The 24933-nt window shown below is 69.6% G+C and carries 35 protein-coding genes; 3 read left to right on the forward strand and 32 right to left on the reverse strand.

Annotated features, from left to right (window positions below; translation table 11 throughout):
• Positions 1–108 precede the first annotated feature (108 nt).
• A complete protein-coding gene (locus ACGFI1_RS21375) occupies positions 109–924 on the forward strand; it encodes a phosphodiesterase (protein ID WP_392787270.1) in 816 nt (271 codons plus the stop codon).
• 4 nt (positions 925–928) lie between these two features.
• On the opposite strand, the gene ACGFI1_RS21380 is transcribed toward ACGFI1_RS21375, so the two are convergent.
• From ACGFI1_RS21380 to ACGFI1_RS21530, 31 genes are all read right to left on the reverse strand, one after another.
• Complete coding sequence (locus ACGFI1_RS21380) at positions 929–1375, reverse strand: DUF1707 SHOCT-like domain-containing protein (protein WP_138636296.1); 447 nt, start codon at positions 1373–1375, stop codon at positions 929–931.
• Positions 1376–1389: 14 nt separating this feature from the next.
• Complete coding sequence (map, locus tag ACGFI1_RS21385) at positions 1390–2229, reverse strand: type I methionyl aminopeptidase (protein ID WP_364546120.1); 840 nt, start codon at positions 2227–2229, stop codon at positions 1390–1392.
• Between the two features lie 67 nt (positions 2230–2296).
• The gene (locus ACGFI1_RS21390; RefSeq protein WP_386874517.1) at positions 2297–2947 is read right to left on the reverse strand and encodes an adenylate kinase; all 651 of its coding nucleotides are present in this window, start codon (positions 2945–2947) and stop codon (positions 2297–2299) included.
• The gene (gene secY / locus ACGFI1_RS21395) at positions 2947–4242 is read right to left on the reverse strand and encodes a preprotein translocase subunit SecY (RefSeq protein ID WP_138636314.1); all 1296 of its coding nucleotides are present in this window, start codon (positions 4240–4242) and stop codon (positions 2947–2949) included. Before secY ends, ACGFI1_RS21390 begins: the two co-directional genes overlap by 1 nt.
• Before the next feature lie 227 nt (positions 4243–4469).
• On the reverse strand, positions 4470–4946 hold the full coding sequence (rplO, locus tag ACGFI1_RS21400) for a 50S ribosomal protein L15 (RefSeq protein WP_138636299.1): 477 nt from the start codon (positions 4944–4946) through the stop codon (positions 4470–4472).
• A 1-nt stretch (position 4947) separates the two neighbouring features.
• Positions 4948–5130, reverse strand: a complete 183-nt coding sequence (rpmD, locus tag ACGFI1_RS21405; protein WP_089324452.1) for a 50S ribosomal protein L30 — start codon at positions 5128–5130, stop codon at positions 4948–4950.
• Positions 5127–5747: a 30S ribosomal protein S5 gene (gene rpsE, locus ACGFI1_RS21410; protein WP_386874519.1), complete on the reverse strand. Its 621-nt coding sequence runs from the start codon at positions 5745–5747 to the stop codon at positions 5127–5129. Before rpsE ends, rpmD begins: the two co-directional genes overlap by 4 nt.
• Positions 5748–5781: 34 nt before the next feature.
• A complete protein-coding gene (gene rplR, locus ACGFI1_RS21415) occupies positions 5782–6168 on the reverse strand; it encodes a 50S ribosomal protein L18 (protein WP_138636300.1) in 387 nt (128 codons plus the stop codon).
• A gap of 2 nt (positions 6169–6170) precedes the next feature.
• Positions 6171–6707 carry a 50S ribosomal protein L6 gene (gene rplF, locus ACGFI1_RS21420; protein WP_138636301.1) on the reverse strand — a complete coding sequence of 179 codons (537 nt, stop codon included), beginning with the start codon at positions 6705–6707 and terminating at the stop codon, positions 6171–6173.
• 16 nt (positions 6708–6723) lie between these two features.
• Entirely contained in the window at positions 6724–7122 is a 399-nt protein-coding gene (gene rpsH / locus ACGFI1_RS21425; RefSeq protein WP_138636302.1) for a 30S ribosomal protein S8, read from the reverse strand.
• Positions 7123–7267: 145 nt separating this feature from the next.
• Entirely contained in the window at positions 7268–7453 is a 186-nt protein-coding gene (locus ACGFI1_RS21430; RefSeq protein WP_138636303.1) for a type Z 30S ribosomal protein S14, read from the reverse strand.
• A 2-nt stretch (positions 7454–7455) separates the two neighbouring features.
• Positions 7456–8031 (reverse strand): 50S ribosomal protein L5, encoded by a 576-nt coding sequence (rplE, locus tag ACGFI1_RS21435; RefSeq protein WP_138636304.1) that lies wholly within the window; start codon positions 8029–8031, stop codon positions 7456–7458.
• 5 nt (positions 8032–8036) lie between these two features.
• A complete protein-coding gene (rplX, locus tag ACGFI1_RS21440) occupies positions 8037–8345 on the reverse strand; it encodes a 50S ribosomal protein L24 (protein WP_138636305.1) in 309 nt (102 codons plus the stop codon).
• The gene (gene rplN, locus ACGFI1_RS21445; protein WP_067629407.1) at positions 8345–8713 is read right to left on the reverse strand and encodes a 50S ribosomal protein L14; all 369 of its coding nucleotides are present in this window, start codon (positions 8711–8713) and stop codon (positions 8345–8347) included. Before rplN ends, rplX begins: the two co-directional genes overlap by 1 nt.
• Before the next feature lie 98 nt (positions 8714–8811).
• Entirely contained in the window at positions 8812–9084 is a 273-nt protein-coding gene (gene rpsQ / locus ACGFI1_RS21450) for a 30S ribosomal protein S17 (protein WP_138636306.1), read from the reverse strand.
• Complete coding sequence (rpmC, locus tag ACGFI1_RS21455; protein ID WP_089324460.1) at positions 9081–9326, reverse strand: 50S ribosomal protein L29; 246 nt, start codon at positions 9324–9326, stop codon at positions 9081–9083. The genes rpsQ and rpmC overlap by 4 nt, the downstream gene beginning before the upstream one ends.
• Positions 9326–9745: a 50S ribosomal protein L16 gene (gene rplP / locus ACGFI1_RS21460; protein WP_089314943.1), complete on the reverse strand. Its 420-nt coding sequence runs from the start codon at positions 9743–9745 to the stop codon at positions 9326–9328. Before rplP ends, rpmC begins: the two co-directional genes overlap by 1 nt.
• A gap of 7 nt (positions 9746–9752) precedes the next feature.
• Positions 9753–10607 (reverse strand): 30S ribosomal protein S3, encoded by an 855-nt coding sequence (gene rpsC, locus ACGFI1_RS21465; protein WP_392787273.1) that lies wholly within the window; start codon positions 10605–10607, stop codon positions 9753–9755.
• Positions 10607–10990: a 50S ribosomal protein L22 gene (gene rplV / locus ACGFI1_RS21470; protein ID WP_138636308.1), complete on the reverse strand. Its 384-nt coding sequence runs from the start codon at positions 10988–10990 to the stop codon at positions 10607–10609. Before rplV ends, rpsC begins: the two co-directional genes overlap by 1 nt.
• Before the next feature lie 35 nt (positions 10991–11025).
• Positions 11026–11307, reverse strand: a complete 282-nt coding sequence (gene rpsS, locus ACGFI1_RS21475) for a 30S ribosomal protein S19 (RefSeq protein ID WP_067807019.1) — start codon at positions 11305–11307, stop codon at positions 11026–11028.
• Between the two features lie 12 nt (positions 11308–11319).
• Positions 11320–12153 (reverse strand): 50S ribosomal protein L2, encoded by an 834-nt coding sequence (rplB, locus tag ACGFI1_RS21480; RefSeq protein ID WP_089324463.1) that lies wholly within the window; start codon positions 12151–12153, stop codon positions 11320–11322.
• A 42-nt stretch (positions 12154–12195) separates the two neighbouring features.
• Positions 12196–12495, reverse strand: a complete 300-nt coding sequence (gene rplW, locus ACGFI1_RS21485; RefSeq protein WP_089324464.1) for a 50S ribosomal protein L23 — start codon at positions 12493–12495, stop codon at positions 12196–12198.
• A 12-nt stretch (positions 12496–12507) separates the two neighbouring features.
• Complete coding sequence (gene rplD / locus ACGFI1_RS21490) at positions 12508–13110, reverse strand: 50S ribosomal protein L4 (protein WP_138636309.1); 603 nt, start codon at positions 13108–13110, stop codon at positions 12508–12510.
• Positions 13107–13757: a 50S ribosomal protein L3 gene (gene rplC / locus ACGFI1_RS21495; RefSeq protein WP_138636310.1), complete on the reverse strand. Its 651-nt coding sequence runs from the start codon at positions 13755–13757 to the stop codon at positions 13107–13109. The genes rplD and rplC overlap by 4 nt, the downstream gene beginning before the upstream one ends.
• Positions 13758–13772: 15 nt before the next feature.
• The gene (gene rpsJ, locus ACGFI1_RS21500) at positions 13773–14081 is read right to left on the reverse strand and encodes a 30S ribosomal protein S10 (RefSeq protein ID WP_018657599.1); all 309 of its coding nucleotides are present in this window, start codon (positions 14079–14081) and stop codon (positions 13773–13775) included.
• A 108-nt stretch (positions 14082–14189) separates the two neighbouring features.
• Positions 14190–15383, reverse strand: coding sequence for an elongation factor Tu (tuf, locus tag ACGFI1_RS21505; RefSeq protein WP_301173918.1), 1194 nt, complete (start codon positions 15381–15383; stop codon positions 14190–14192).
• Positions 15384–15466: 83 nt separating this feature from the next.
• A complete protein-coding gene (fusA, locus tag ACGFI1_RS21510; RefSeq protein WP_138636312.1) occupies positions 15467–17578 on the reverse strand; it encodes an elongation factor G in 2112 nt (703 codons plus the stop codon).
• A 40-nt stretch (positions 17579–17618) separates the two neighbouring features.
• Positions 17619–18089, reverse strand: a complete 471-nt coding sequence (gene rpsG / locus ACGFI1_RS21515) for a 30S ribosomal protein S7 (protein WP_067806994.1) — start codon at positions 18087–18089, stop codon at positions 17619–17621.
• Complete coding sequence (gene rpsL / locus ACGFI1_RS21520) at positions 18089–18463, reverse strand: 30S ribosomal protein S12 (protein WP_089324469.1); 375 nt, start codon at positions 18461–18463, stop codon at positions 18089–18091. The genes rpsG and rpsL overlap by 1 nt, the downstream gene beginning before the upstream one ends.
• A gap of 672 nt (positions 18464–19135) precedes the next feature.
• Entirely contained in the window at positions 19136–20647 is a 1512-nt protein-coding gene (locus ACGFI1_RS21525; RefSeq protein ID WP_392787276.1) for a hypothetical protein, read from the reverse strand.
• Between the two features lie 241 nt (positions 20648–20888).
• The gene (locus tag ACGFI1_RS21530) at positions 20889–21869 is read right to left on the reverse strand and encodes an aldo/keto reductase (protein ID WP_386874521.1); all 981 of its coding nucleotides are present in this window, start codon (positions 21867–21869) and stop codon (positions 20889–20891) included.
• Between the two features lie 172 nt (positions 21870–22041).
• Here ACGFI1_RS21530 and ACGFI1_RS21535 point away from each other — a divergent pair, with 172 nt between their 5' ends.
• Positions 22042–22620, forward strand: a complete 579-nt coding sequence (locus tag ACGFI1_RS21535) for an RNA polymerase sigma factor (protein ID WP_138637349.1) — start codon at positions 22042–22044, stop codon at positions 22618–22620.
• On the forward strand, positions 22613–23815 hold the full coding sequence (locus ACGFI1_RS21540) for a CU044_5270 family protein (protein WP_392787278.1): 1203 nt from the start codon (positions 22613–22615) through the stop codon (positions 23813–23815). Before ACGFI1_RS21535 ends, ACGFI1_RS21540 begins: the two co-directional genes overlap by 8 nt.
• A 154-nt stretch (positions 23816–23969) precedes the next feature.
• On the opposite strand, the gene ACGFI1_RS21545 is transcribed toward ACGFI1_RS21540, so the two are convergent.
• On the reverse strand, positions 23970–24860 hold the full coding sequence (locus ACGFI1_RS21545) for a LysR family transcriptional regulator (RefSeq protein ID WP_392732653.1): 891 nt from the start codon (positions 24858–24860) through the stop codon (positions 23970–23972).
• Between the last annotated feature and the right edge of the window lie 73 nt (positions 24861–24933).

Here is a 24933-nt window from a genome sequence, read left to right on the forward strand (position 1 = left end):
GGAGTCGACAGTGCGGGCGGACGAGGGCGAAGATCGTCCGGGGGGCGCGGCCCGGGGGTGGTGCGGAGACGGGCCCAGCGATGTCTTCAGGGCAAGGGGAGTGGATCGATGGCGATCATCGCGCAGCTGAGCGATATCCATCTGGTGGCCGGGCGCGACGGCGAGGTGGACGACGGCTCGGGCCCCGTGCGCGCCCTGCGGGCCGCCGTGTCGAGCCTGCTCTCGCTGCCGGCCCGTCCGGACGCGGTGGTCCTCACCGGCGACCTCGCCGACGGCGGGCGGCCCGCCGAGTACGCGCGGCTGCACGCGCTGCTGTCGCCGCTGCCGATGGCCGTCTACCCGATGTGCGGCAACCACGACGACCGCGACGCGATGCGGAAGGCGTTCGCCGACCACCCGGCGGTCGCCGCGACCGGTACCGGCCCGCGGGCGCCCCTGCAGTACGCCGTGGACGTCGCGGGCGTACGGCTGGTCTGCTGCGACACCACCGTCGACGGCCACTCCCACGGGCACATGAGCGAGGACAGGCTCCGCTGGCTCGACGGGGTGCTGCGGGAGGCGCCCGACACGCCGACGGTCGTCGCCACCCACCACCCCGCGTACCCGATCGGGATGCGGTTCATCGACGACCTGCGGTTCGTCGACCCGGCCGGGTTCGCTGCGGTGCTGTCCCGGCACCCGCAGGTGGTGCGGGTGATCTCCGGTCACGTCCACCGGGCGTCGGTCGGGTCGCTCGCGGGACGGGTCAGCACCACCTGCCCGAGCACCTACCGGCAGCTGTTCCTCGACCTCACCAAGCAGGGCCGCGCCGCCGTCACCGGCGAGCCCGCCGGGTTCGCGCTCCACCTCATCGGCGCGGACGGCACCGCCACCACGCACTTCGCCCCGACCGGCAACTACCGGCCGCTGATGGACGTGGAGTGACCCGTCAGCCGTGCCCGGAGCGGCCCCCGAAGATCGTGCGCATCAGCAGGATCGCGCCCCACGGGCCCGCCACCCAGATCCACCACGGGTAGACCGCGCCGTAGGTCACCAGCACGATCAGCCAGATGGTGAGGTTGATCGCACTGACGGTGGCCCACGCGCCCCACATCGCGAGCGCGCCCCGCAGCTCCAGATCGCCGGAGGCGGGCCGCGCCGCGGTGGCGGTGCTCTTGGGCTGGGTGGCCGGGACGGGCAGCTGGTAGAGGTCCTCCTCCGGCAGGTCGGCCGTGACCTCCTGCAGCTCCCCGAAGGTCTTGGACGCGTAGACGCTCTCCAGCCGCTCCTGGAGCTCGTCCATCGTGATCCGGCCGAGGGCGCAGTGCTCCCGCAGGCTCGCGGCCACCCGGTCGCGGTCGGCGTCCGACGCCCGGACGTCAGGGTTCGGCGCCATCGTTCCTCCGCTTCTCAGGACGAGCTGTCAGTCCCATTCTGCGCGTCCGAGCCGAGCTTCTGGAACCATGCGCGGCCCTCATCGAGGGCGGTCAGCACCCGCGGGCCGTCCGCGGTGACCGCGAACGTGTGCTCGAAGTGCGCCGAGTACCGCCCGTCGGTGGTCACGACCGTCCAGCCGTCGTCCAGCTCGCGGGTCTCCTTGGTGCCGAGGTTCACCATCGGCTCGACCGCGAAGCACATGCCCGGCTCCAGGACGGGCCCGTGCCCGGCCTCGCCGTGGTTGGGGATCAGCGGGTCCATGTGCATCTCGGTGCCGATGCCGTGCCCCCCGTAGCCCTCAACGATGCCGTAGCGGCCCTGAGAGCGAATGTGAGCCTCGATCGCGTGCGACATGTCCGTGAGGCGGGCCCCGGCCCTCCCGGCCGCCAGACCGTGCCACAGGGACGTCTCGGTGACCTCCAGCAGCCGCCGCAGCTCGTCGGTGATCTCGCCGACCGGCACGGTGATCGCCGCGTCGCCGTGCCAGCCCTCGACGATCGCGCCGCAGTCGATCGAGATGACGTCGCCGTCGCGCAGCGTCTTGCCGGCGCGCGGGATGCCGTGGACGATCTCCTCGTTGACCGAGGCGCAGATCGTCCCGGTGAAGCCGTGGTAGCCCTTGAAGGACGGGACGCCGCCGTTGTCGCGGATGTGCTCCTCGGCGAGCGCGTCGAGGTCCAGGGTGGTGATCCCCGGCTTGACCGCGCCGCGCAGCAGCTCCAGCGTCCGGCCGACGAGCAGGCCCGCCGCCCGCATCAGCTCGACCTGCTCCGGGGTCTTCATCTGGATGGTGGGCCTACGCCGTCTGAACATCATTCCCCCTGCACCGGTTCGGCCGCCGCCGGGCGGGGCGCGGAACCGGAGGCTCCGCGCCCGCCCGTCACTTCTCCAGCGGGCGCAGCGCGGCCAGAGCGCGCTTCGTGACCTCTTCGACCGGGCCCGTGGCGTCGATGCCGACGAGGATGTTCTCGTCGGCGTAGAACTGCACCAGCGGCGCCGTGTCGTGCCGGTACACCTCCAGGCGGTGCATGACGACCTCTTCCTTGTCGTCGTCCCGCTGGAACAGATGACCGCCGCAGTCGTCGCAGATGTCGTCCTGCTTGTCGTCGAAGTCGACGTGCCAGATCCGGCCGCACCGGTCGCAGGTGCGCCGGCCCGACAGCCGCCGGACGACCTCGTCCTCGTCGACGACGAGCTCCAGGACGATGTCGAGGCGCGCGTCCCACTCGGCGAGGATCTTCTTGAGCGTCTCCGCCTGCGGGACGTTGCGCGGGAACCCGTCCAGCAGGAACCCGTCGCGGGCGTCGTCCTCGCCGAGCCGGTCGCGGACCATCGCGATCGTGACCTCGTCGGGGACGAGGTCGCCGCGGTCCATGTACTGCTTGGCCTGCAGGCCGAGTTCGGTCCCGCCGCTGACGTTGGCGCGGAAGATGTCACCTGTCGAGATCTTCGGGACCGACAGATGAGATGCGATGAACTGGGCCTGCGTCCCCTTGCCCGCTCCCGGGGGGCCCACCAGCACGATACGCACTACCGGAGGAAGCCCTCGTAGTTGCGCTGCTGCAGCTGACTCTCGATCTGCTTCACGGTATCCAGTCCGACGCCGACGACGATGAGGATGCTCGCGCCACCGAAGGGGAAGTCCTGGGTCGCGTTCAGGAGTGCGAACGCCACCATCGGGATCAGGGACACGAGCCCCAGGTACAGCGCACCCGGCGCGGTGATCCGGGTCAGCACGAAGTCGAGGTATTCGGCGGTCGGCCGACCAGGACGGATACCTGGGATGAATCCACCATACTTCTTCATGTTGTCGGCCACTTCAGTGGGGTTGAACGTAATCGCCACGTAGAAGTAGGTGAAGAAGATGATCAAGACGAAGTAGAAGCCCATGTGCCAGGCGTTGTCCTGCTGCAGGTAGGGCTGGACCTTCTGCAGCCACTTGGTGTTGGGCCACAGCTGCGTCGCCAGGATCGGCAGGTAGAGCAGCGAGGACGCGAAGATGATCGGGATGATGCCGGCCTGGTTCACCTTCAGCGGGATGTAGGTCGACGTCCCGCCGTACATGCGCCGGCCCACCATCCGCTTGGCGTACTGGACGGGGATGCGCCGCTGCGCCTGCTCGACGAACACGACGCCCGCCATGATGGCGAGGCCGACCAGGATCACGATCGCGAAGACGAAGCCGTTCTTGGCCTTGTAGATGCCCCAGAACTGGCCGGGGAAGACGGCCACGACCTGGGTGAAGATCAGGACGGACATGCCGTTGCCGACGCCGCGGTCGGTCATCAGCTCGCCCAGCCACATGATGACCGTGGTGCCCGCCACCATGCAGATCACCATCGTGATGATCGGGAAGAGGCCGGTGTCGTAGAGGATGTCGCCGCTGCCGGACACGCCCTGGAACAGCTGCCCGGTGCTCGCCATCGCCACGATGCCGGTGGCCTGGAGGATCGCCAGCCCGACCGTCAGGTAGCGGGTGTACTGTGTGATCTTCGTCGTGCCGGCCTGGCCCTCTTTCTTCAGGGCCTCCAGCCGCGGAATCACGACCACCAGCAGCTGCAGGATGATGCTCGCCGTGATGTACGGCATGATGCCCAGCGCGAAGATCGACAGCTTCAGCAGCGCGCCGCCGCTGAACAGGTCGACGAGGCCGTAGAGCTGGTTGCTCTCCTTGGCCGCGTCCGCGGTGTCCTTCAGCACCTTCACGTTCACGTTCGGCGTCGGCAGGATCGAACCGATCCGGAACACCAAGATCATGAACAACGTGAACAGAAGTTTTTTACGCAGGTCAGGCGTACGGAAAGCCCGAGCGAACGCGGTCAGCACCATTCCTCCTGCGTGACTGGCGGGTTCACGGCCACCGAGGGGCCGGCTACAGCATGAGAACGGGCGGAGGATACCCGAGGAGACGCGTAAGTGCGCAATCTCACGCGAGTCGCCTTCGCCCGTAGGACTCTAACAGCAGATGACACCGGGGCCGCCCCGCCTTTCCCGGAGCCTTCACGGCCCCGGGTGCTCGGCGAGTACGGCCCCGGCATCGGACGTCGTCCTTCTTACAGCTCGTCGGTGGACCCACCGGCGGCGGCGATCTTCTCCTTCGCGGTGCCGGAGAAGGCGTGCGCCTTCACCTGGACCGCGACGGAGATCTCGCCCGTGCCGAGGACCTTGACCGGACGGCCGCCGCGCACCGCGCCCTTGGCCGCCAGGTCCTCCGCCGTGACCTCGCCGCCCTCGGGGTAGAGCGCGGCGAGCTTGTCCAGGTTCACGACCTGGAACTCGACCCGGTTCGGGTTCTTGAAGCCCTTCAGCTTCGGCACCCGGCGGATCAGCGGCATCTGGCCGCCCTCGAACCCGACGGGGACGGTGCTGCGGGCCTTCGTGCCCTTGGTGCCGCGGCCCGCGGTCTTGCCCTTGGACGCCTCGCCGCGGCCCTTGCGGGTCTTGGCCTTGTTGGCGCCGGGGGCCGGACGCAGGTCGTGGACCTTGAGCGGGGTTCCCTCGGAGGTGTCCTTACCGAGATCAGCCGCCATGTCAGTCGACCTCCTCGACGGTGACCAGGTGCGCCACCGTCCGGATCATGCCGAGCACCTCGGGGCGGTCCTCGCGGACCACGCTCTGCCCGATCTTCTTCAGGCCGAGGGTGCGCAGCGTGTCACGCTGGTTCTGCTTCTCGCTGATCACGGACTTGGTCTGCGTGATCTTCAGGTTCGTCATGACGACGCGGCCTCCGCCCTGGGCTCGCTGCCCGCCGCGCGGGCGCGCAGCATGGCCGCCGGGGCGACGTCCTCGATCGGCAGGCCGCGCTTGGCCGCGATCTCCTCCGGACGCTTCAGCGACTTCAGCCCCGCGATCGTGGCGTGCACGATGTTGATGGCGTTGTCGCTGCCCAGCGACTTGCTCAGCACGTCGTGGATGCCGGCGGCCTCCAGGACGGCGCGCACCGGGCCACCGGCGATGACGCCGGTACCGGGGCTGGCCGGACGCAGCAGGACCTCGCCCGCCGCGTCCCGCGCCTGCACCAGGTGCGGGATGGTGCCCTGGATCCGCGGCACCTTGAAGAAGTGCTTCTTGGCCTCTTCGACGCCCTTGGCGATCGCCGCGGGCACCTCCTTGGCCTTGCCGTAGCCGACGCCGACGGTGCCGTTGCCGTCACCGACGATCACCAGGGCGGTGAAGCTGAAGCGACGCCCGCCCTTGACGACCTTGGCGACACGGTTGATCGCCACGACCTTCTCGATGTACGACTGGCCCTTGTCGGCGCCACCGCGGCGGTCGTCGCGGCGGTCGCGACGGTCGCCACCCTGACCGCCACCACGCCTCTGCGCTGCCATCAGTGGTTCCTCTCGTTCACCTTGTTCAGGGCCATCAGAGCTCCAGGCCCCCCTCGCGCGCACCGTCCGCCACTGCGGCGATGCGGCCGTGGTACTTGTGCCCACCGCGGTCGAACACGACCGAGTGGACGCCGGCGTCCTGGGCCCGGCGGGCGACGAGCTCGCCGACCTTGCGGGACTTGGCCGTCTTGTCGCCGGAGTCGGCGCGCAGGTCGGCCTCCATCGTCGACGCGCTGGCCAGCGTGTGGCCCTTGTCGTCGTCGATGACCTGGACGAACACGTGCCGGCTGGAGCGGGTCACGACCAGGCGAGGCCGCGCGGCGCTGCCCACGACCTTCTTCCGGACCCGCAGGTGCCGGCGCTTGCGGGACTTGGCCCGCGCCGACGTGGCCTTCGCGGCCAGGGTCTTGGTGCCTGCCATGACTACTTACCAGCCTTTCCGACCTTGCGGCGGATCTGCTCACCTTCGTAGCGCACGCCCTTGCCCTTGTACGGGTCCGGCTTGCGCAGCTTGCGGATGCGGGCGGCGATCTCGCCGACGAGCTGCTTGTCGATGCCCTCGACGGTCAGCTGCGTCGGCTTCTCCACCGTGAACTTGATGCCGTCCGGGGCCTCGAACGGGATCGGGTGGCTGTAGCCGAGGGAGAACTCGACGTTCTGCCCCTTGGCCACCACCCGGTAGCCGACGCCCTGGATGACCAGGGTCTTCTTGTAGCCGTCGGTCACCCCGACGACCATGTTGTTGATCAGCGTCCGGGTCAGCCCGTGCAGCCCGCGCACCTTGTTCACATCGTTCGGCCGGGTGACGACGATCTTGCCGTCCTCCTGGCTGACCTCGATGGGCTCGGCGACGGTGTGCGACAGCGTGCCCTTCGGCCCCTTGACGGTGACCTCCCGGCCGTCGAGGCTCACCTCGACACCGCTGGGCACGGTGATGGGAAGACGTCCAATACGAGACATTGTTCGGTACCTCCCCTCACCAGACGTAGGCGAGGACTTCCCCGCCCACGCCGCGCTTGCCCGCCTGCCGGTCGGTCATCAGGCCGGAGGACGTCGAGATGATCGCGACGCCCAGTCCGCCCAGGACCCTCGGCAGGTTGTCCTTCTTCGCGTACACGCGCAGACCCGGCTTCGAGACGCGCTTGATGCCGGCGATCGAACGCTCCCGGGTGGGGCCGAACTTGAGCTCGATCACGAGCTCCTTGCCCACCTTGGCGTCCTGCACGTTCCAGCCCGAGATGTAGCCCTCCTGCTGGAGGATCTCGGCGATGTGCGCCTTGATCTTCGAGTACGGCATCGCCACTGAGTCGTGGTACGCCGAATTCGCGTTACGCAGACGCGTCAGCATGTCTGCGATCGGGTCGGTCATCGTCATGGCCTACAGGCCCTCCCTCGCCACGGTTTCCTCGGGTTGATGCGGCCCGTGGACCTTTGGCGCGGTCGTGGACGCCCTCTCGGGCGCCCGGTTGGTCATTACAGGCCGGCGTCCGCCCCCGGGGCCGGGGCCCCGGGGGATGCGGTCACCAGCTGGACTTCGTGATGCCGGGCAGCTCGCCGCGGTGGGCCATCTCCCGGAAGCACACCCGGCAGAGGCCGAACTTCCGGTAGACGGAGCGCGGACGCCCGCAGCGCGAGCAACGAGTGTACGCGCGCACCTCGAACTTCGGCTTCCGCGCCGCCTTGGCGATCAGCGACTTCTTCGCCATGCTCAGCTCTCCTTGAAGGGGAAGCCCAGGAGCTTGAGCAGCGCCCGGCCCTCGTCGTCGGTCTTCGCGGTCGTCACGACCGTGATGTCCATGCCCCGCTGCCGGTCGACCTTGTCCGGGTCGACCTCGTGGAACATGACCTGCTCGGTCAGCCCGAAGGTGTAGTTGCCGTTGCCGTCGAACTGCTTCGGCGACAGGCCGCGGAAGTCGCGGATGCGGGGCAGCGCGGTGGCGAGCAGCCGGTCCAGGAACTCCCACATCCGGTCGCCGCGCAGCGTGGCGTGCGCGCCGATCGGCATGCCCTCGCGCAGCTTGAACTGCGCGATGGACTTGCGGGCCCGGTTGACCGCCGGCTTCTGGCCGGTGATCACCGACAGGTCGCGGATCGCGCCCTCGATCAGCTTGGCGTCCTTGGCCGCGTCGCCGACGCCCATGTTGACCACGATCTTGGTCAGCGTGGGGATCTGCATGACGTTGGCGTAGCCGAACTGCTCGCGCATCTGCCCCGCGATCTCCTCGCGGTAGCGGACCTTGAGCCTCGGCGTCGGCACGGGACGCTCGGTGACGGTCTCGGTCATCGGTCTCAGATCTCCTTACCGCTACGGCGCGAGATCCGAACCTTCGTGCCGTCGTCGTTGGTGCGGTAACCGACCCGTACCGGCTTGCCGTCCTCGACGATGGCGACGTTGCTGGCGTGCAGCGGCGCCTCCACCGTGACGCGGCCGCTCTCCTTGCCGGCGCGCTGCTGGTCGGCCTTGATGTTCTTGGTGATGAGGTTGACGCCCTCGACGACGACGCGCTCGGCGCGCGGGTCGACGCGCAGGACCTTGCCCGTCGCGCCCTTGTCCTTGCCGGCGAGGACGATGACCTCGTCGCCCTTGCGGATCTTCATCAGAGCACCTCCGGCGCGAGCGAGATGATGCGCATGAACTTCTTCTCGCGCAGTTCACGGCCCACCGGGCCGAAGATACGGGTGCCGCGGGGGTCGCCGCCGTCCCGGATCAGGACGGCGGCGTTCTCGTCGAAGCGGATGTAGGAGCCGTCCGGGCGCCGGCGCTCCTTGCGGGTGCGCACGACGACCGCCTTGACGACGTCACCCTTCTTCACGCCCGCGCCGGGAAGGGCGTCCTTCACCGTCGCGACGATGATGTCGCCGACTCCCGCGTAGCGCCGACCCGAGCCGCCGAGAACCCGGATGCAAAGGATCTCCTTCGCACCCGTGTTGTCGGCGACCTTGAGTCGCGACTCCTGCTGGATCACGTCAACTCCTGTTCGTCACACCGGTTCTGCACCGGATCTCGTCCGGCCAGCCTGGTGGAACCAGTCATGTACAAGTGCGGGACTCGCGCCCCGCGGGCCTACTTGGCCTTCTCGAGGATCTCCACCACGCGCCACCGCTTGGTGGCCGACAGCGGACGGGTCTCCATGAGCCGGACGCGGTCGCCCACGCCGCACTCGTTGCCCTCGTCGTGCGCCTTGTAGTTCTTCGTGCGGCGGATCACCTTGTGGTACCTGCGGTGGGTCACGCGGTCCTCGACGGACACGACCACGGTCTTGTCCATCTTGTCGCTGACCACGAGGCCCTCAAGGACCTTGCGGGTGGTCCGCTGCTCCGTCTGCTGCTCGGTCATTCGTTGCCCTCCGCGGCGTCGTCCTCGGCGACCGTGACGATGCCGAGCTCGCGCTCCCGCATCACGGTGTAGATGCGGGCGATCTCGCGCTTGACGGTGCGCAGCCGCCCGTGGCTCTCAAGCTGGCCGGTCGCGGCCTGGAAGCGGAGGTTGAACAGCTCCTCCTTGGCCTCCTTGAGCTTGGTGACCAGGACGTCCTCGGGCTCGGTCCGCAGGTCGTCGGCGGTAAGACCCTTGGCCATCAGGACTCACCCACCTCTCGCTTAACGATCTTGCACTTCATGGGAAGCTTGTGGATCGCGCGGGTGAGGGCCTCCCGAGCCACCTGCTCGTTCGGGTAGGAGATCTCGAACAGCACGCGGCCCGGCTTCACGTTGGCCACCCACCACTCCACGGAGCCCTTACCGGAGCCCATGCGGGTCTCGGCGGGCTTCTTGGTCAGCGGACGGTCCGGGAAGATGTTGATCCAGACCTTGCCGCCGCGCTTGATGTGGCGCGTCATCGCGATTCGCGCGGCCTCGATCTGCCGGTTCGTCACGTACGCGGACTCGACGGCCTGGATCCCGTACTCGCCGAACGTCACCCTCGTGCCGCCCTTGGCCATGCCACGGCGCTTCGGGTGGTGCTGCTTGCGGTGCTTGACCTTGCGAGGGATCAGCATCGGTTACTCAGCTCCCCTCACCCTGCGGAGCAGCCTCGGCCGCCGGGGCCGGCTGCTCGGAAACCTGCTGCTGCTTCTGCTCGCCGCCGCGGGCGCCGCCGCGCTCGCCACCGGCGCCGCCACGGCCGCCACGGCCACCGCGACCGCCGCCGCCACGGCGCTCGCCGCGACGCTCACGGCCGCCACCGCCGCCGGCCGCGCGCTGCTGCGCGGCCTGCTGCTCGCGCTCGGCGCGGGTCTGCGCGGCCTCGCCCTTGTAGATCCACACCTTGACGCCGATGCGGCCGAACGTCGTCCGGGCCTCGTAGAAGCCGTAGTCGATGTCGGCGCGCAGCGTGTGCAGCGGGACCTGGCCCTCGCGGTAGAACTCCGACCGCGACATCTCGGCGCCGCCGAGACGGCCGCCGCACTGCACCTTGATGCCCTTGGCGCCGGACTTCATCGCGGACTGGATCGCCTTGCGCATGGCGCGGCGGAACGCGACCCGGCTGGACAGCTGCTCGGCCACGCCCTGCGCGACGAGCTGCGCGTCGATCTCGGGGTTCTTCACCTCGAGGATGTTCAGCCGGACCTGCTTGCCGGTCAGCTTCTCCAGGTCGCCGCGCAGCCGCTCGGCCTCCGCGCCGCGGCGGCCGATGACGATGCCCGGCCGGGCGGTGTGGATGTTGACCTCGACGCGGTCACGGGTCCGCTCGATCTCCACCTTGGAGATGCCCGCCCGGTCCATGCCCTTCTGCAGCATGCGCCGGATCTGGACGTCTTCCTTGACGTAGTCCTTGTAGAGCTTGTCGGCGAACCACACGGACTTGTGGTCGGTGGTGATGCCGAGCCGGAACCCGTGCGGGTTGATCTTCTGACCCACTACCGGGCCCTCCTCGTCTTCTTACCGCCGCCCGACGCGGAAACCGCGTCGTCCCGCGACTCCACGACCACCGTGATGTGGCTCGTGCGCTTGTTGATGCGGTAAGCCCGGCCCTGGGCACGGGGGCGGAAACGCTTGAGCGTCGGCCCCTCGTCCACCCACGCACGGCTCACGACGAGCGTGTCCGAGTCGAGCTTGAAGTTGTGCTCGGCGTTGGCGATGGCACTCGCCAGCACCTTGCCCACCGGCTCACTCGCAGCCTGGGGGGCGAACCGCAGCACCGCCTGAGCCTCCGCGGCAGGCAGGCCGCGGATGAGGTCCACCACGCGGCGGGCCTTCCTGGGCGTGACGCGGATGTACCGCGCCTGGGCCCTGGCTTCCATCGCTGTTCCTCTCCGTACGATTCTGCTCTGCCTGCTCAGCCTCGGCGGCTGCGGCGGTCTTCCTTGACGTGGCTGCGGAACGTGCGCGTCGGCGCGAACTCGCCGAGCTTGTGCCCCACCATGGCGTCGGTGATGAACACCGGGACGTGCTTGCGGCCGTCGTGCACGGCGATCGTGTGACCGATCATGTCCGGCACGATCATGGAGCGCCGCGACCACGTCTTGATGACGTTCTTGGTGCCCTTCTCGTTCTGGACGTCCACCTTCTTCATCAGGTGGTCGTCCACGAACGGGCCCTTCTTAAGGCTACGTGGCATGACGAGCGACTCCTACCGCTTCTTCTTGCTGCGACGACGGACGATCAGCCGGTCGCTCGACTTGTTCGCCTGGCGAGTGCGGCCTTCCTTCTTGCCGGCGGGGTTCACCGGGTGGCGGCCACCGGAGGTCTTGCCCTCACCACCGCCGTGCGGGTGGTCGATCGGGTTCATGGCGACACCGCGGACGGTCGGGCGCTTGCCCTTCCACCGCATGCGGCCGGCCTTGCCCCAGTTGATGTTCGACTGCTCGGCGTTGCCGACCTCGCCGACCGTCGCGCGGCAGCGCACGTCCACCATCCGCATCTCGCCGGAGGGCATGCGCAGCGTGGCGTACTTGCCCTCCTTGGCCAGCAGCTGGACGCCGGCGCCCGCGCTGCGGGCGATCTTGGCGCCGCCGCCGGGGCGGAGCTCGATGGCGTGCACGACCGTACCGGTCGGGATGTTGCGCAGCGGCAGGCAGTTGCCCGGCTTGATGTCCGCGCCCGGCCCGTTCTCCACCCGGTCGCCCTGCTTGAGGCCGCGGGGGGCGAGGATGTAGCGCTTCTCGCCGTCCACGTAGTGCAGCAGCGCGATCCGCGCGGTGCGGTTCGGGTCGTACTCGATGTGCGCGACCTTGGCCGGCACGCCGTCCTTGTCGTGCCGGCGGAAGTCGATCAGGCGGTAGGCGCGCTTGTGCCCGCCGCCCTGGTGCCGGGTCGTGATGCGGCCGTGGTTGTTGCGGCCGCCCTTCTTGGGGAGCGGACGCAGCAGCGACTTCTCCGGCTCGTCGCGCGTGATCTCGACGAAGTCGGCCACGCTGGAGCCGCGACGCCCCGGAGTCGTCGGCTTGTAGTTACGGATGCCCATCTTTTTCGTTCATCCCTTGTCTGCTTCGGGACCTCGGCCTGCTTAGGCCGGGCCGCCGAAGATGTCGATCCGCTCGCCCTCAGCCAGGCTGACGATGGCGCGCTTGGTGTCCTTGCGCTTGCCGTAGCCGAACCGGGTCCGCTTGCGCTTGCCCGGGCGGTTGAGCGTGTTCACGTTCGTCACCTTGACGCCGAACACCGCCTCGACGGCCTGCTTGATCTGCGTCTTGTTGGCGTCCGGGCGGACGACGAACGTGTACTTGTTCTCGTCCAGCAGCCCGTAGCTCTTCTCCGAGACGACCGGCGCGATGATGACGTCGCGGGGGTCAGCGATCTTGTTCATGTGCGACCCTCCTTACTTCTTCGCCGCGCGCGAGATGAACTCGTCGTACGCCGCCTTCGTGAAGACGACGTCATCGTTCACCAGCACGTCGTAGGTGTTGAGCTGGTCGGAGACGAGCACGTGCACGCTCGGCTCGTTGCGCAGGCTCTTCCAGGTCAGCTCGTCCTCGCGGTCCAGGACCAGGAGGACGCGCTTGGCCTCGGTGACCTCGCGCAGGGCCTTCAGCGCCGTCTTCGTCTTCGGGGTGTCGCCCTCGATGAGCCCGTCCACGACGTGCACCCGGCCGTACCGGGCGCGGTCGGACAGGGCGCCGCGCAGCGCGGCGGCCTTCATCTTCTTGGGCGTCTTCTGCGCGTAGTCCCGCGGCTGCGGGCCGTGCACGGTGCCGCCGCCGGCGAACTGGGGCGCGCGGGTCGAGCCCTGGCGGGCGCGGCCGGTGCCCTTCTGCCGGTACGGCTTCTTGCCGCCGCCGCGGACGTCGCCGCGGGTCTTGGTGGCGTGCGTGCCCTGGCGCGCCGCGGCCAGCTGCGCCACCACGACCTGGTGGATCAGCGGCACGCTGGTCTTCGCGTCGAAGACCTCGGCGGGCAGGTCGATGTCGAGCTTGGAGGTCACTTGCCCGTCCCCTTCACTGCGTCGCGGACCAGCACCACGCCGCCGTTGGGACCGGGAACCGCGCCCTTGATGAGCAGCAGGTTCTTCTCCGCGTCGATGGCGTGGACGGTCAGGTTCTGCACGGTGGTACGGGCGTTGCCGTGCCGTCCCGCCATGCGGAGGCCCTTGAAGACGCGACCCGGGGTCGCGCAGCCGCCGATCGAGCCCGGCGAGCGGTGCTTGCGCTGGGTGCCGTGCGAGGCGCCGAGGCCCTTGAACCCGTGGCGCTTCATGACACCGGCGGTGCCCTTGCCCTTGCTCGTGCCGGTAACGTCGATCTTCTGGCCGGCCTCGAAGACGCTGGCGGTGATCTCCTGGCCGAGTTCGTACTCGGTGGTGTCGTCAGCCCGCAGTTCGACGAGGAAACGGCGCGGCGTGACGCCGGCCTTCTCGAAGTGACCCGTGCTCGGCTTGTTCACCTTGCGCGGGTCGATCTGCCCGTACCCGATCTGGACGGCGGCGTAGCCGTCCTTCTCCTGGGTCTTGAGCTGGGTGACGACACACGGCCCGGCCTGGACGACGGTCACCGGAACGATCCGGCCCTCATCGTCGAAGACCTGGGTCATGCCGAGCTTCTCGCCCAGGACGCCCTTCCTCTGCGTACTCATCTCTCGGTGCGTCCCTTAGAGCTTGATCTCGATGTCAACGCCGGCCGGAAGGTCGAGCCGCATCAGCGAGTCGACCGTCTTGGGCGTCGGGTCGATGATGTCGATCAACCGCTTGTGCGTGCGCATCTCGAAGTGCTCGCGGCTGTCCTTGTACTTGTGCGGCGAGCGGATGACGCAGTACACGTTCTTCTCGGTCGGCAGCGGCACCGGGCCCGCGACCTTGGCGCCCGTCCGCGTCACCGTCTCAACGATCTTCTTCGCGGAGGTGTCGATGACCTCGTGGTCGTAGGCCTTGAGCCGGATGCGGATCTTCTGTCCCGCCATGGTGGCCTCGGTGTCCTTTGCTGTAGTGCCGCTGTTTACTTCAGAGTCGTGACGCGGCGGCCCGGCTTGGGGAGTCCCAGCGGCCGGGCCGCCGCGTGACGAGAGGTGTTACTTGATGACCTTGGTGACGCGACCGGCGCCCACCGTCCGGCCACCCTCGCGGATGGCGAACTTCAGGCCCTCCTCCATGGCGACGGGCTGGATCAGCTCGACGCGCATCTCGGTGTTGTCGCCCGGCATGACCATCTCGGTGCCCTCGGGGAGGTTCACCACGCCGGTGACGTCCGTGGTCCGGAAGTAGAACTGCGGACGGTAGTTGTTGAAGAACGGCGTGTGGCGGCCGCCCTCGTCCTTGGACAGGATGTAGACCTGCGCCTCGAACTCGGTGTGCGGGGTGTTGGTGCCCGGCTTGATGACGCACTGGCCGCGCTCGACGTCCTCGCGCTTGATGCCGCGCAGGAGCAGGCCGACGTTGTCGCCCGCCTGGCCCTGGTCGAGCAGCTTGCGGAACATCTCGACACCGGTGACGGTGGTCGAGGTGGACTCGGGCTTGATGCCGATGATGTCGACGGTCTCGTTGACGTTGACGACACCGCGCTCGATGCGGCCGGTCACGACGGTGCCGCGGCCGGTGATCGAGAAGACGTCCTCGATCGGCATCAGGAACGGCTTGTCGGTGTCGCGCACCGGCTCCGGCACGTTCTCGTCGACGGCGGTCATGAGCTCGACGATGGACTCGGCCCACTTCTCGTCGCCCTGCAGCGCCTGGTAGGCGGAGACGCGGATGACCGGGACGTCGTCACCGGGGAACTCGTACTCCGACAGCAGCTCGCGGACCTCGAGCTCGACGAGCTCCAGGATCTCCTCGTCGTCCACCATGTCGCACTTGTTCAGCGCGACGACGATGTAGGGCACGCCGACCTGGCGGGCCAGGAGCACGTGCTCCTTGGTCTGCGGCATCGGGCCGTCGGTGGCGGCCACCACCAGGATGGCGCCGTCCATCTGCGCCGCACCGGTGATCATGTTCTTGATGTAGTCGGCGTGACCCGGGCAGTCGACGTGCGCGTAGTGGCGGGCCTCGGTCTGGTACTCGACGTGCGAGATCGAGATCGTGATGCCGCGCTCGCGCTCCTCCGGCGCCTTGTCGATGTCCTCGAACGGCGTGAAGGGGTTGAGGTCCGGGTACTTGTCGTGGAGCACCTTGGTGATCGCCGCGGTAAGCGTGGTCTTACCGTGGTCGATGTGTCCAATGGTGCCGATGTTCACGTGCGGCTTCGTCCGCTCGAACTTGGCCTTCGCCACTGGTTGCTCCTTGTTGCGATCCTCGGCCGTCTAGACGACCGCTTCGATGTACGTCCTGGTGATCTGTGGGCAGGCCGGGGTGCTTACTCGCCCCGCGCCTTGGCGATGATCTCCTGCGCGACGTTCGAGGGAACCTCCGCGTAGGAGTCGAACTGCATCGTGAAAACAGCCCGGCCCTGGGTCTTGCTGCGCAGATCACCCACGTAGCCGAACATCTCCGACAGAGGCACGAGCGCCTTGATGACGCGCATGCCGTGCCGCTCGTCCATGGACTGGACCTGACCGCGGCGGCTGTTGAGGTCGCCGATCACGTCGCCCATGTTCTCCTCGGGCGTGGTGACCTCGACCGCCATCATCGGCTCCAGCAGCGTGGGGGACGCCTTGCGGGCGGCCTCCTTGAACGCCATGGAACCGGCGACCTTGAACGCCATCTCCGAGGAGTCGACCTCGTGGTAGGCGCCGTCCTGCAGGGTGACCTTCACGCCCACCATCGGGTAGCCGGCGAGGACACCGAACTCGGCGGCCTCCTGGCAGCCCGCGTCGACCGACGGGATGTACTCCCGCGGGATGCGGCCGCCGGTGACCTTGTTCTCGAACTCGTAGCCGTCGGACCCGCCGCCCAGCGGCTCCAGGTCGATGATCACGCGGCCGAACTGGCCCGAGCCACCGGTCTGCTTCTTGTGGGTGTACTCGACCTTCTCGACCTTGCGGGTGATCGTCTCCCGGTAGGCGACCTGCGGCTTGCCGACGTTGGCGTCGACCTTGAACTCCCGCTTCATCCGGTCGACGAGGATCTCCAGGTGGAGCTCGCCCATGCCGGAGATGACGGTCTGCCCGGTCTCCTCCTCGGTGCGGACCTGGAAGGACGGGTCCTCTTCGGCGAGCCGCTGGATCGCGGTGCCCAGCTTCTGCTGGTCGGCCTTGGTCTTCGGCTCGATCGCGACGTGGATGACCGGCGCCGGGAAGTTCATCGACTCCAGGACGATCGGGTCCTTGTCGTCGCACAGCGTCTCGCCGGTGGTGGTCTGCTTGAGACCCATCACCGCGACGATGTCGCCGGCGCCGGCGCGCTCGATCTCGGTGCGCTTGTTGGCGTGCATCCGGTAGATCTTGCCGATGCGCTCCTTGCGCTCCTTGACGGAGTTCATGACGCTGGCACCGGACTCCATGACGCCGGAGTACACGCGCACGAAGGTGAGCTTGCCCAGGTGCGGGTCGCTCATGATCTTGAACGCGAGCGCGGAGAACGGCTCGTCCTCGCTCGGCTTGCGCACGAGCACCTTCTCCTCGTCCCGGACGGCGTGGCCCTCGATGGCCTCGACGTCGAGCGGGGAGGGCAGGTAGCGGACGATCGCGTCCAGCAGCGGCTGCACGCCCTTGTTCTTGAACGCGGTGCCGCACATCACCGGGGTGAGCTTGGCGGCGACCGTCGCGCGGCGGATGCCGTCGTGGAGCTGCTCGACCGAGGGCTCGTTGCCCTCCAGGTACAGCTCCATGATCTCGTCATCGTTCTCGGCGAGGGTCTCGACCAGCTTGTCGTGCCACTCGCGCGCCGCCTCGGCGTGCGTCTCGGGGATGTCGACCGTGTCGTACATCTCGCCGAGCTTGGCCTCCTCGTTCCACACGAGGGCCTTCATGTTGACGAGGTCGATGACGCCCTTGAAGTCGGCCTCGGCGCCGATCGGCAGCTGCAGCGCGAGCGGGGTCGCGTTGAGCCGGTTCTCGATCATGTCGAGGCAGCGGTGGAACTCCGCGCCGACCCGGTCCATCTTGTTGACGAAGCACATGCGGGGCACGTCGTACCGGTCGGCCTGGCGCCACACGGTCTCCGACTGCGGTTCCACGCCGGCGACACCGTCGAACACCGCGACCGCACCGTCGAGCACCCGCAGGTTGCGCTCCACCTCAACGGTGAAGTCGACGTGCCCGGGGGTGTCGATGATGTTGATCGTGTGATCGTCGTCGTTCACGGCCCAGTGGCAGGTGGTGGCGGCGGAGGTGATGGTGATCCCCCGCTCCTGCTCCTGCTCCATCCAGTCCATGGTGGCCGCGCCGTCGTGGGTCTCGCCGATCTTGTAGCTCATCCCCGTGTAGAACAGGATGCGCTCGGTCGTCGTGGTCTTGCCCGCGTCGATATGGGCCATGATCCCGATGTTGCGGACCTTGGCCAGGTCTACACCGGTTTTGGTAGCCACTGTCGTCCTCGCGTCGTCTCGTCGTTGCAGATCGCCGGGGTTACCAGCGGTAGTGGGCGAAGGCCTTGTTGGACTCCGCCATCTTGTGCGTGTCCTCGCGCTTCTTGACAGACGCGCCAAGACCGTTGCTCGCGTCGAGCAGCTCGTTCATCAGCCGCTCGGTCATGGTCTTCTCGCGGCGCTGCCGGGCGTAGAGCACCAGCCAGCGCAGGGCCAGGGTGGTGCTGCGGGCCGGCCGCACCTCGACGGGGACCTGGTAGGTCGCGCCACCGACGCGGCGGCTGCGGACCTCCAGGGTGGGCTTGACATTGTCGAGCGCGCGCTTCAGCGTGACGACCGGGTCGTTGCCGGTCTTCTCGCGCGCGCCCTCAAGGGCGTCGTACACGATGCTCTGCGCGATCGAGCGCTTGCCGTCCAGGAGAACCTTGTTGATGAGCGCGGTGACCAGCGGCGAGTTGTACACCGGGTCAGCGATCAGCTGGCGCTTGCCAGCAGGGCCCTTGCGCGGCATCAGCTCTTCTCCTTCTTCGCGCCGTAGTGGCTGCGCCCTTGCTTGCGGTTCCGGACGCCCTGGGTGTCGAGGGCCCCGCGGATGATCTTGTACCGAACGCCCGGGAGGTCCTTCACACGGCCGCCGCGCACGAGCACGATCGAGTGCTCCTGCAGGTTGTGACCGACGCCGGGGATGTAGGCAGTGACCTCGATCCCGCTGGTCAGGCGGACACGGGCGACCTTGCGAAGCGCGGAGTTCGGCTTCTTGGGCGTCGTCGTGTAGACGCGCGTGCAGACGCCCCGGCGCTGGGGGCTGCCCTTGAGCGCGGGCGTCTTGTTCTTGGTCACCTTGTCCTGGCGGCCCTTTCGGACCAGCTGCTGGATCGTGGGCACCGCGTCTCCGTCTTCCTCGTACCGAGCCGGTAAGTCTTATTGCTGCAATCACCACCTCAGGCGAGGCTGTGACCTGCCGGTTTCCCGACCTCTCCGACCCACGCGGTCGGGCGTGTCGCCGCCTCACGGAAATACACCCGCGCGAAACCGACACAGACCGCCCGGCCCCTGAAAGGGCCGAATCAAGCCGGGGAGTAGATGCGGCGCTGGGGCTGGCCGACCGGCCTCGCCGACGCGCACGCACAGTGGCCCGCAGAGCGGGCGCAAGTGAAGAGGTTACCTATCCACAGACCAAAGTGCAAAGCGAGCGCGCACTACCGCGCGCGCCCCTGCGACGCAAGCCGCGGGACAGGTAGGGAGCCTTCTCCCTGGGACGGTAAACGACGAAATACCGACGGATGTTCCCCCACCCGGAGGCGTCCGTCCGGGGTGGGCGTCTGTCGGCATTGTGTCCCACGTTCCCGCCGCGGGGAAGACATGGGCCAACTTTTACGCCTCGGCCGCCGGCCTGCGGCGGCGCGGCCCGCGGTGAGGACCGGCGCATGGCGGACGGCCGTCAGCGGCAGCGAGACGGCCTCCGTCCGGGCCTCTCAGTGGGTCCACTGGGAGTCTCGGACGGAGGCCGCCCCCTACCGCTCTGTGACGCGCGTCATACCCGCGCCGGTGCCGCCGCTAGATGACGAAGGCGACCACCAGGACGACGAGGATCACCACGACGGCGACGCCACCGACGATGAGCCAGAGCATGTTCTTGCCGCCCTTGCCCTCCTCGGCGCCGGCGCCGTAGCCGCCGGGCTGCTGGCCGTACTGGCCCGGCTGCCCGAACTGGCCCTGCTGGCCGTACCCCTGCTGCTCGGGCTGGCCGAAGCCCTGCTGGCCGTACTGCTGCTGCTCGCCGGGCTGGCCGAACTGCTGGCCCTGCTGCCCGTAGCCCTGCTGCTGGTACGGCTGGCCGTACTGCTCGGGCTGCCCGAACCCGCGCTGCTGCTCGCCCGGCTGCTGCTGGCCGTAGCCCTGCTGCTGTTCGGGCTGGCCGTACTGCTGCTGCCCGAACTGCTGCTGCGCCTGCTGCTGGGGCTGCTGCGGCTGCTGCTGGCCCCACTGCTGCTGGCCGATGTCGAGCCGGGTGGCGTCGCCGAGGCCGCCCGCCTCGGGGGCGGCGGCGTGCCGGCCCTGCGACGGGGCGGACGGGTCGAACGCCTCGGTGGGGCGCGCGTCCTCGACGCCGCTCTCACCGGGCGGCCGGTACAGGTCGTCCACCGAGGGCGAGGGGCCGGACGTCGTCGAGCCGGCGCCGAAGCCGGACTCGGGCGGCGGCACCATCATCGTCCGCTCGTGGTCGGCCTGCTCGCGGCCCTGTCCCGGCTGCGGCGCCTCCGGCGACCAGGGCTCCGGCGTCGACGGCGGCGCGGGCGCCTGCCACGGCTCGGCCGGCGGCTCCTGCCGCCGCTCGGGACCGGTGGCGACCGGGACGTCGGTGCCGGGCGACCAGTGCAGCGTCGCCTGGTCGTCGATCGCGGGCCGCTGCGGCTGCTCGGGCTCGGGCGCGCCGGTGCCGGGACCGGGGACGATCACCGTGCGGTCGCCGATGCCCTCCTGCGGCTGCTCGGGCTGCGGGAGCGACTGCTCGGCGGGCGCGGGCGGGGCGGCGGGCGGCTCGGGCGGCGCGAACTGGCCGGGCTGGCCGTACTGCTGCTGCCCGTACGGCTGCTGCGGGTACCCGGACTGCTGCTGCGGAGGCTGCTGCCCGTAGCCGGGCTGCGGCTGGCCGTACTGCTGCTGCTCACCCGGCGGGACGTACTGCTGCGGGTCCTGCGGGGGCGTGAAGCCGCCGGGGCCACCGGGGCCGCCGGGCGAACCGTAGGCGGGCGGCTGCCCGTACTGCGGCTGCTCCTGCGGGGCGCCGTAGGGCTGCGGGGGCGGCGGCGGAGGCTGCTCGCCGAACTGCGGCATCGGCTGCTCCACCATGGTGGGCGGCGGCGGAGGCGGCGCGGGCCGCTCCTCCTCGCGCGGCTCGGGCGGCGGCGCGGGCGCGCCGGGCTGGCCGCCGAGCTGCGGGGCGCCGAACACCACGGTGCGGTCCCCGAGCGGGCGGGCGGGCGGCTCCTGCCGCTCCTGCGCCTGCTGCCCCTCGTCCTCCGGCAACGGCCTCTGCGGTCCCTGCGTGCCGTCGTTCTCGGTCATCGTCGGGCTCCTTCAGCGCCGTCGGTCCGGGGCTCCTCAGCTCCCGGGGGCCCGGAGGCGGGCGGCGCTTGTCGCCGCCTCCGAACCTTCACCCATGTCACCACGTGGCGGTCTTGCCATGCGTGGGCGTTCTCGTCCACAGCCTGCCCCGATCGCCCGCAGGATCGCAAATCACCACCCCTGATAGACGCCGACCGCCCCCGGGCAGTTCCCGGCCCGGGGGCGGGTTCGTCCCGCCTCGTCAGGAGTGCCCGGAGACCGCGTGCGGACGGTACGGGGCCTCCAGTCGCGCCACTTCCTTCTCGTCCAGTTCGAGGCGCTCCGCGGCGATCGCGTCGTCCATGTGAGTGAGTTTCGTCGCTCCCACGATCGGCGCGGTCACCCCGGGCCGTCCGAGCAGCCACGCGAGCGCCACCCGCGCGGCCGGGACGCCCCGCTCCCCCGCGACCTCGCGGACGGCGTCGACGACGTCGAAGTCGTCGTCGGTGTAGAGGCCGTCGCCGAAGGCGTCGTTCCGTGACCGGACGGTCTTGCGCTCGCCGCCCCGCTCCCGGTTCCCGGCGAGCATGCCGCGCGCCAGCGGGCTCCACGGGATGAGGCCCACCCCCTGGTCGACGCAGAGCGGATTCATCTCCCGCTCCTCCTCTCTATAGAGGAGGTTGTAGTGGCTCTGCATTGAGACGAATCTCGTCCAGCCGTGCGTCTCGGCGGTGTGCTGGGCCTTGGCGAACTGCCACGCGTACATGCTGGACGCACCGATGTAGCGCGCCTTGCCCGCCCGCACCACGTCGTGCAGGGCCTCCATGGTCTCCTCTATGGGCGTCTCGTAGTCCCAGCGGTGGATCTGGTAGAGGTCGACGTAGTCGGTGCCCAGCCGCCTGAGCGAGGCGTCGATGCCGGCCATGATGTGCTTGCGGGACAGCCCGCGGTCGTTGGGCCCGTCCCCCATGGGCATGCAGACCTTGGTGGCCAGGACGTAGTCGTCGCGCCGGGCGAAGAGCTTCGGGAGCAGGCGCCCGGTGATCTCCTCGCTCACGCCCAGCGAGTAGACGTCGGCGGTGTCGAAGAAGGTGACCCCGCCGTCGACGGCCCGCCGGACGATCGGCTCCGCCTCGTCCTCGCCGAGCGCCCACTTGCGCACCGCGGGGTCGCCGTAGCTCATCATCCCGAGGCAGATCCGCGAGACCTTCAGTCCGGTGGTGCCGAGCCGTACCTGTTCCATGGGCAACTCCTCTCAACCCCTCCACGGTGCCGCGCCGCCCGGCACATCACCACCCCCGCCGGCCGACTTCCGCGCCCGTCCCGCGACGGCCGCAACCGGGGCGGGGGCTTCGGGATAGAGGAGGGTGTCAGCATCCTCTAGGCCCGGAGAGGCACTCCATGGAGACACGCGCATGCACGCGGTGAGCCGTGCCGAGGGCGAACAGCTCGACGATTCCCGGATCGTCGCCGCATCGCTGGACGACCCGGAGGCGTTCGGCGAGTTGTTCCGCCGCCACGCGCCGCGGCTGCACGCCTATATAAAGCGGCGGCTGGGGCCGGCCCTCGCGGACGACCTGGTGTCGGAGGCGTTCGCGACCGCGTTCCGGCAGCGGGCGAGGTTCGACGGGCGCCGGGAGTTCGGCGCCTGGCTGTGGGGCATCGCCGCCAACCTGATCGCCCGGCACCACCGCCAGGAGACCCGCATGTACCGGGCGTTCGCCCGGACCGGGACCGACCCCGCCGAGGACGGCGTCGCCGACGTGGCGAGCGACCGCGCGTCGGCCGCCGCGCTCGGTCCGGGCCTCGCCAAGGCGCTCGCGTCGCTGAACGCGCAGGAGCGCCACGCCGTCCTGCTGCTGGCGTGGGCCGAGCTGTCCTACGCCGAGATCGCGACGACGCTCGACCTGCCGCTCGGCACCGTCAAGGCCAAGATCCACCGGGCCCGGAAGAAGCTCCGCAAGGCCCTTCCCCAGGAGGAGACCCATGGATGAGCTCGACGCCCTGCGGGGCATGCGGACGGCGCTGGCGGAGGAGGAGAGCCCGGAGCGCCTCGCCCTGCGCACCGACTGGCGCAGCGGCGCCCGGGAGCGGCCCCGGCGCGGCCTGAAGATGCCGCTGATCGCGGTCGCGGCGACCGCCGCCGTCACCGCCGGGGCGGTCACCGCCGTCGTCCTGCAGCCCGGAGAGGACCCAACACCCGGCCGGCACGGGACCACGGTCATCACCCCCGGCAACGCCCTGCTGGTGGCCGCGACCAACGCGCAGAAGGCGCCCAATGGGCGCTACTGGCACACCAAGACAGTCATGGGCGACGTCTACGCGGTCGGCAAGAGCGCGTCGAACCACTACAAGGTGGATTCGCGGCAGGGCAATGAGACGTGGATCGACGCCGCCGGGCGCAGCCGCCTCACCCACATCGACATGCCCGACGTCCCCCTCACCGCGCAGGACAAGGAGAAGTGGCGGGCGGCGGGTTCGCCCGAATGGGTCACCATTCCGAACCCGGAAGGAGGAGACGCCGGGTTCCGCCTGGACATGTCGGAGCGCACCAGCGGCCGTATGCCGTGGCCGGAGTCCGTCGAACGGTTCTACGGCATGACGCCGCGCCAGATCGCCGAGCTGCCCACGAGCCCGGAGGAACTGGAGAAGGTGCTGCTGAACCTCAAGGGGCACTGGCACGCCGTCTCCAAGGACGGTGAGAAGGAGGAGCCGATCCGCGCCCTGCGGGGGCAGGAGCGGATCCGGGCGCTGAGCGATGTGGCCGGGACGCTGCTGTCCACCGCGCCCGCGCCGCCCGCGGTGCGCGCGGCGGTGTTCCGGATGCTGGCGGGCCTGCCCGGCGTCAAGGCCGAGGGCCCGGCGACCGACCCGCTCGGCCGGCCCGGGACGGCGGTGTCGCTGCCGCTGAAGACGACCGCGCCGCTCGGCCTGTTCACGGCGCCGAAGCAGCTCGGCACCTACCGGCGCCAGTTCATCGTCGCCCCGGGCACCGGTTCCCTGCTGGCGATCCGCGACCTGGTCGCGACCCCGCCGCACGGCAGCCGGCCGCTCCCCCCGGGCGACAACGGCAAGCCGCGCTCCTTGAAGGCGGAGAACATGCCCGACCGCTTCCACAAGCCCGGCGAGCTGGCCGCGTACCAGGCGTTCGAGGTCGCCGAATGGACCAACGCCCAGCCCCCGCGCTGACCCCTGCCTGAAGGGCCCGTCCCACCCGGGACGGGCCCTTCGCGCCTTCTCCCTTGTCGAGCGGTTGCGGCCGGCCCGCCTGCTCGGGTCCGCCCCTTCCAACAGACGTCCGAAACCGATTGAGTGGGTCACGCGCGGCCGAAGAGGGCCCGGGTCAACCGCGAAGCAGCGTGACGGCGGCCTTGCTGAAGGCGCGGACGCGGGCGGTGGCGGCGTCCGCACGCCACCACAGGGCCCATTCCATGGGCGGAGCGTCGTTGAAGAGGATGTAGGACACGTCGGGGCGAGCGTAATAGCGCCGGACCTGCGCACCAACGACGAAGCAGCCCTGGCCCGCGCCGACGAGAGTGAGGGTCTCATTCAACGTCGAGGTCCCGGGGGCGTGTTCGATCGGGTGTCCGGCCGGGGTGGCGCGCGGGGTGAAGCTCCGCTGCAGGGTCTCCGGCACGGTTTCGGGACGTCGGAAAAGCCGCACCCGGGCCAGATCCTCCTGGGACACCGACTCCCGGCGGGCGAAGGGATGATCTGAGGGGACGGCCAGCAGCCGCGCCTCACGGACGAGCACAGGGCTGCGAGCGATGCCGGGCTCGTCCACGGGCAGGGGGGCCAGGATCATGTCGACCTCGCCGTCGCGGAGCCAGGGGAAGACGTCGGACATCTGCGCCTCGCGCAGCCGGACCTCGCAGCCGGGTTCCCGCCTGCCGAACTCCTCGGTCACTCCGACGCAGAGCTGGCCTCCGGCGGCGCCGACGAAGGCGACGTGCAGGGTGCCGGTGAGGCCGCGGCCGGCGTCGATGGCGCGCTGGAGCGCGGCGCCGATCTCGGTCCAGGCGGGCCGGATCTCCGCCTCCAGCCGCCGGCCGACCGCGGTCAGCTCGACGCGGCGGCTGGTGCGGTTGAACAGCGGCACCCCGACGCGGCGCTCCAGCTTGGCGATGGTCTGGCTGACCCGGGTGGTGGAGATGTGCAGCCGCTCGGCGGTCCGCCCGAAGTGCAGTTCCTCGGCCAGGGTGAGAAAGGCGTCTAGCTCGTGTCGTTCCAGCATCCCCACCCCGCATCGTGAATCCAGACTTCACGATCATTGCACAGGGCGGCGTTGATCAGGCGTCGGTGCCCGG

The sequence above is a fragment of the Actinomadura geliboluensis genome (genome assembly GCF_043197915.1).
Classification (GTDB): Bacteria; Actinomycetota; Actinomycetes; order Streptosporangiales; family Streptosporangiaceae; genus Spirillospora; species Spirillospora geliboluensis.

Coding starts and splice junctions, on each gene's coding strand:
- ACGFI1_RS21375 (WP_392787270.1), top strand. CDS start 109: ATGGCGATCATCGCGCAGCTGAGCGATATCCATCTGGTGGCCGGGCGC.
- ACGFI1_RS21380 (WP_138636296.1), bottom strand. CDS start 1,375: ATGGCGCCGAACCCTGACGTCCGGGCGTCGGACGCCGACCGCGACCGG.
- map (WP_364546120.1), bottom strand. CDS start 2,229: ATGTTCAGACGGCGTAGGCCCACCATCCAGATGAAGACCCCGGAGCAG.
- rplO (WP_138636299.1), bottom strand. CDS start 4,946: ATGGCGGCTGATCTCGGTAAGGACACCTCCGAGGGAACCCCGCTCAAG.
- rpmD (WP_089324452.1), bottom strand. CDS start 5,130: ATGACGAACCTGAAGATCACGCAGACCAAGTCCGTGATCAGCGAGAAG.
- rpsE (WP_386874519.1), bottom strand. CDS start 5,747: ATGGCAGCGCAGAGGCGTGGTGGCGGTCAGGGTGGCGACCGTCGCGAC.
- rplR (WP_138636300.1), bottom strand. CDS start 6,168: ATGGCAGGCACCAAGACCCTGGCCGCGAAGGCCACGTCGGCGCGGGCC.
- rplF (WP_138636301.1), bottom strand. CDS start 6,707: ATGTCTCGTATTGGACGTCTTCCCATCACCGTGCCCAGCGGTGTCGAG.
- rpsH (WP_138636302.1), bottom strand. CDS start 7,122: ATGACGATGACCGACCCGATCGCAGACATGCTGACGCGTCTGCGTAAC.
- ACGFI1_RS21430 (WP_138636303.1), bottom strand. CDS start 7,453: ATGGCGAAGAAGTCGCTGATCGCCAAGGCGGCGCGGAAGCCGAAGTTC.
- rplE (WP_138636304.1), bottom strand. CDS start 8,031: ATGACCGAGACCGTCACCGAGCGTCCCGTGCCGACGCCGAGGCTCAAG.
- rplX (WP_138636305.1), bottom strand. CDS start 8,345: ATGAAGATCCGCAAGGGCGACGAGGTCATCGTCCTCGCCGGCAAGGAC.
- rpsQ (WP_138636306.1), bottom strand. CDS start 9,084: ATGACCGAGCAGCAGACGGAGCAGCGGACCACCCGCAAGGTCCTTGAG.
- rpmC (WP_089324460.1), bottom strand. CDS start 9,326: ATGGCCAAGGGTCTTACCGCCGACGACCTGCGGACCGAGCCCGAGGAC.
- rplP (WP_089314943.1), bottom strand. CDS start 9,745: ATGCTGATCCCTCGCAAGGTCAAGCACCGCAAGCAGCACCACCCGAAG.
- rplV (WP_138636308.1), bottom strand. CDS start 10,990: ATGGAAGCCAGGGCCCAGGCGCGGTACATCCGCGTCACGCCCAGGAAG.
- rpsS (WP_067807019.1), bottom strand. CDS start 11,307: ATGCCACGTAGCCTTAAGAAGGGCCCGTTCGTGGACGACCACCTGATG.
- rplB (WP_089324463.1), bottom strand. CDS start 12,153: ATGGGCATCCGTAACTACAAGCCGACGACTCCGGGGCGTCGCGGCTCC.
- rplW (WP_089324464.1), bottom strand. CDS start 12,495: ATGAACAAGATCGCTGACCCCCGCGACGTCATCATCGCGCCGGTCGTC.
- rplC (WP_138636310.1), bottom strand. CDS start 13,757: ATGAGTACGCAGAGGAAGGGCGTCCTGGGCGAGAAGCTCGGCATGACC.
- rpsJ (WP_018657599.1), bottom strand. CDS start 14,081: ATGGCGGGACAGAAGATCCGCATCCGGCTCAAGGCCTACGACCACGAG.
- rpsG (WP_067806994.1), bottom strand. CDS start 18,089: ATGCCGCGCAAGGGCCCTGCTGGCAAGCGCCAGCTGATCGCTGACCCG.
- ACGFI1_RS21525 (WP_392787276.1), bottom strand. CDS start 20,647: ATGACCGAGAACGACGGCACGCAGGGACCGCAGAGGCCGTTGCCGGAG.
- ACGFI1_RS21530 (WP_386874521.1), bottom strand. CDS start 21,869: ATGGAACAGGTACGGCTCGGCACCACCGGACTGAAGGTCTCGCGGATC.
- ACGFI1_RS21535 (WP_138637349.1), top strand. CDS start 22,042: ATGCACGCGGTGAGCCGTGCCGAGGGCGAACAGCTCGACGATTCCCGG.
- ACGFI1_RS21540 (WP_392787278.1), top strand. CDS start 22,613: ATGGATGAGCTCGACGCCCTGCGGGGCATGCGGACGGCGCTGGCGGAG.
- ACGFI1_RS21545 (WP_392732653.1), bottom strand. CDS start 24,860: ATGCTGGAACGACACGAGCTAGACGCCTTTCTCACCCTGGCCGAGGAA.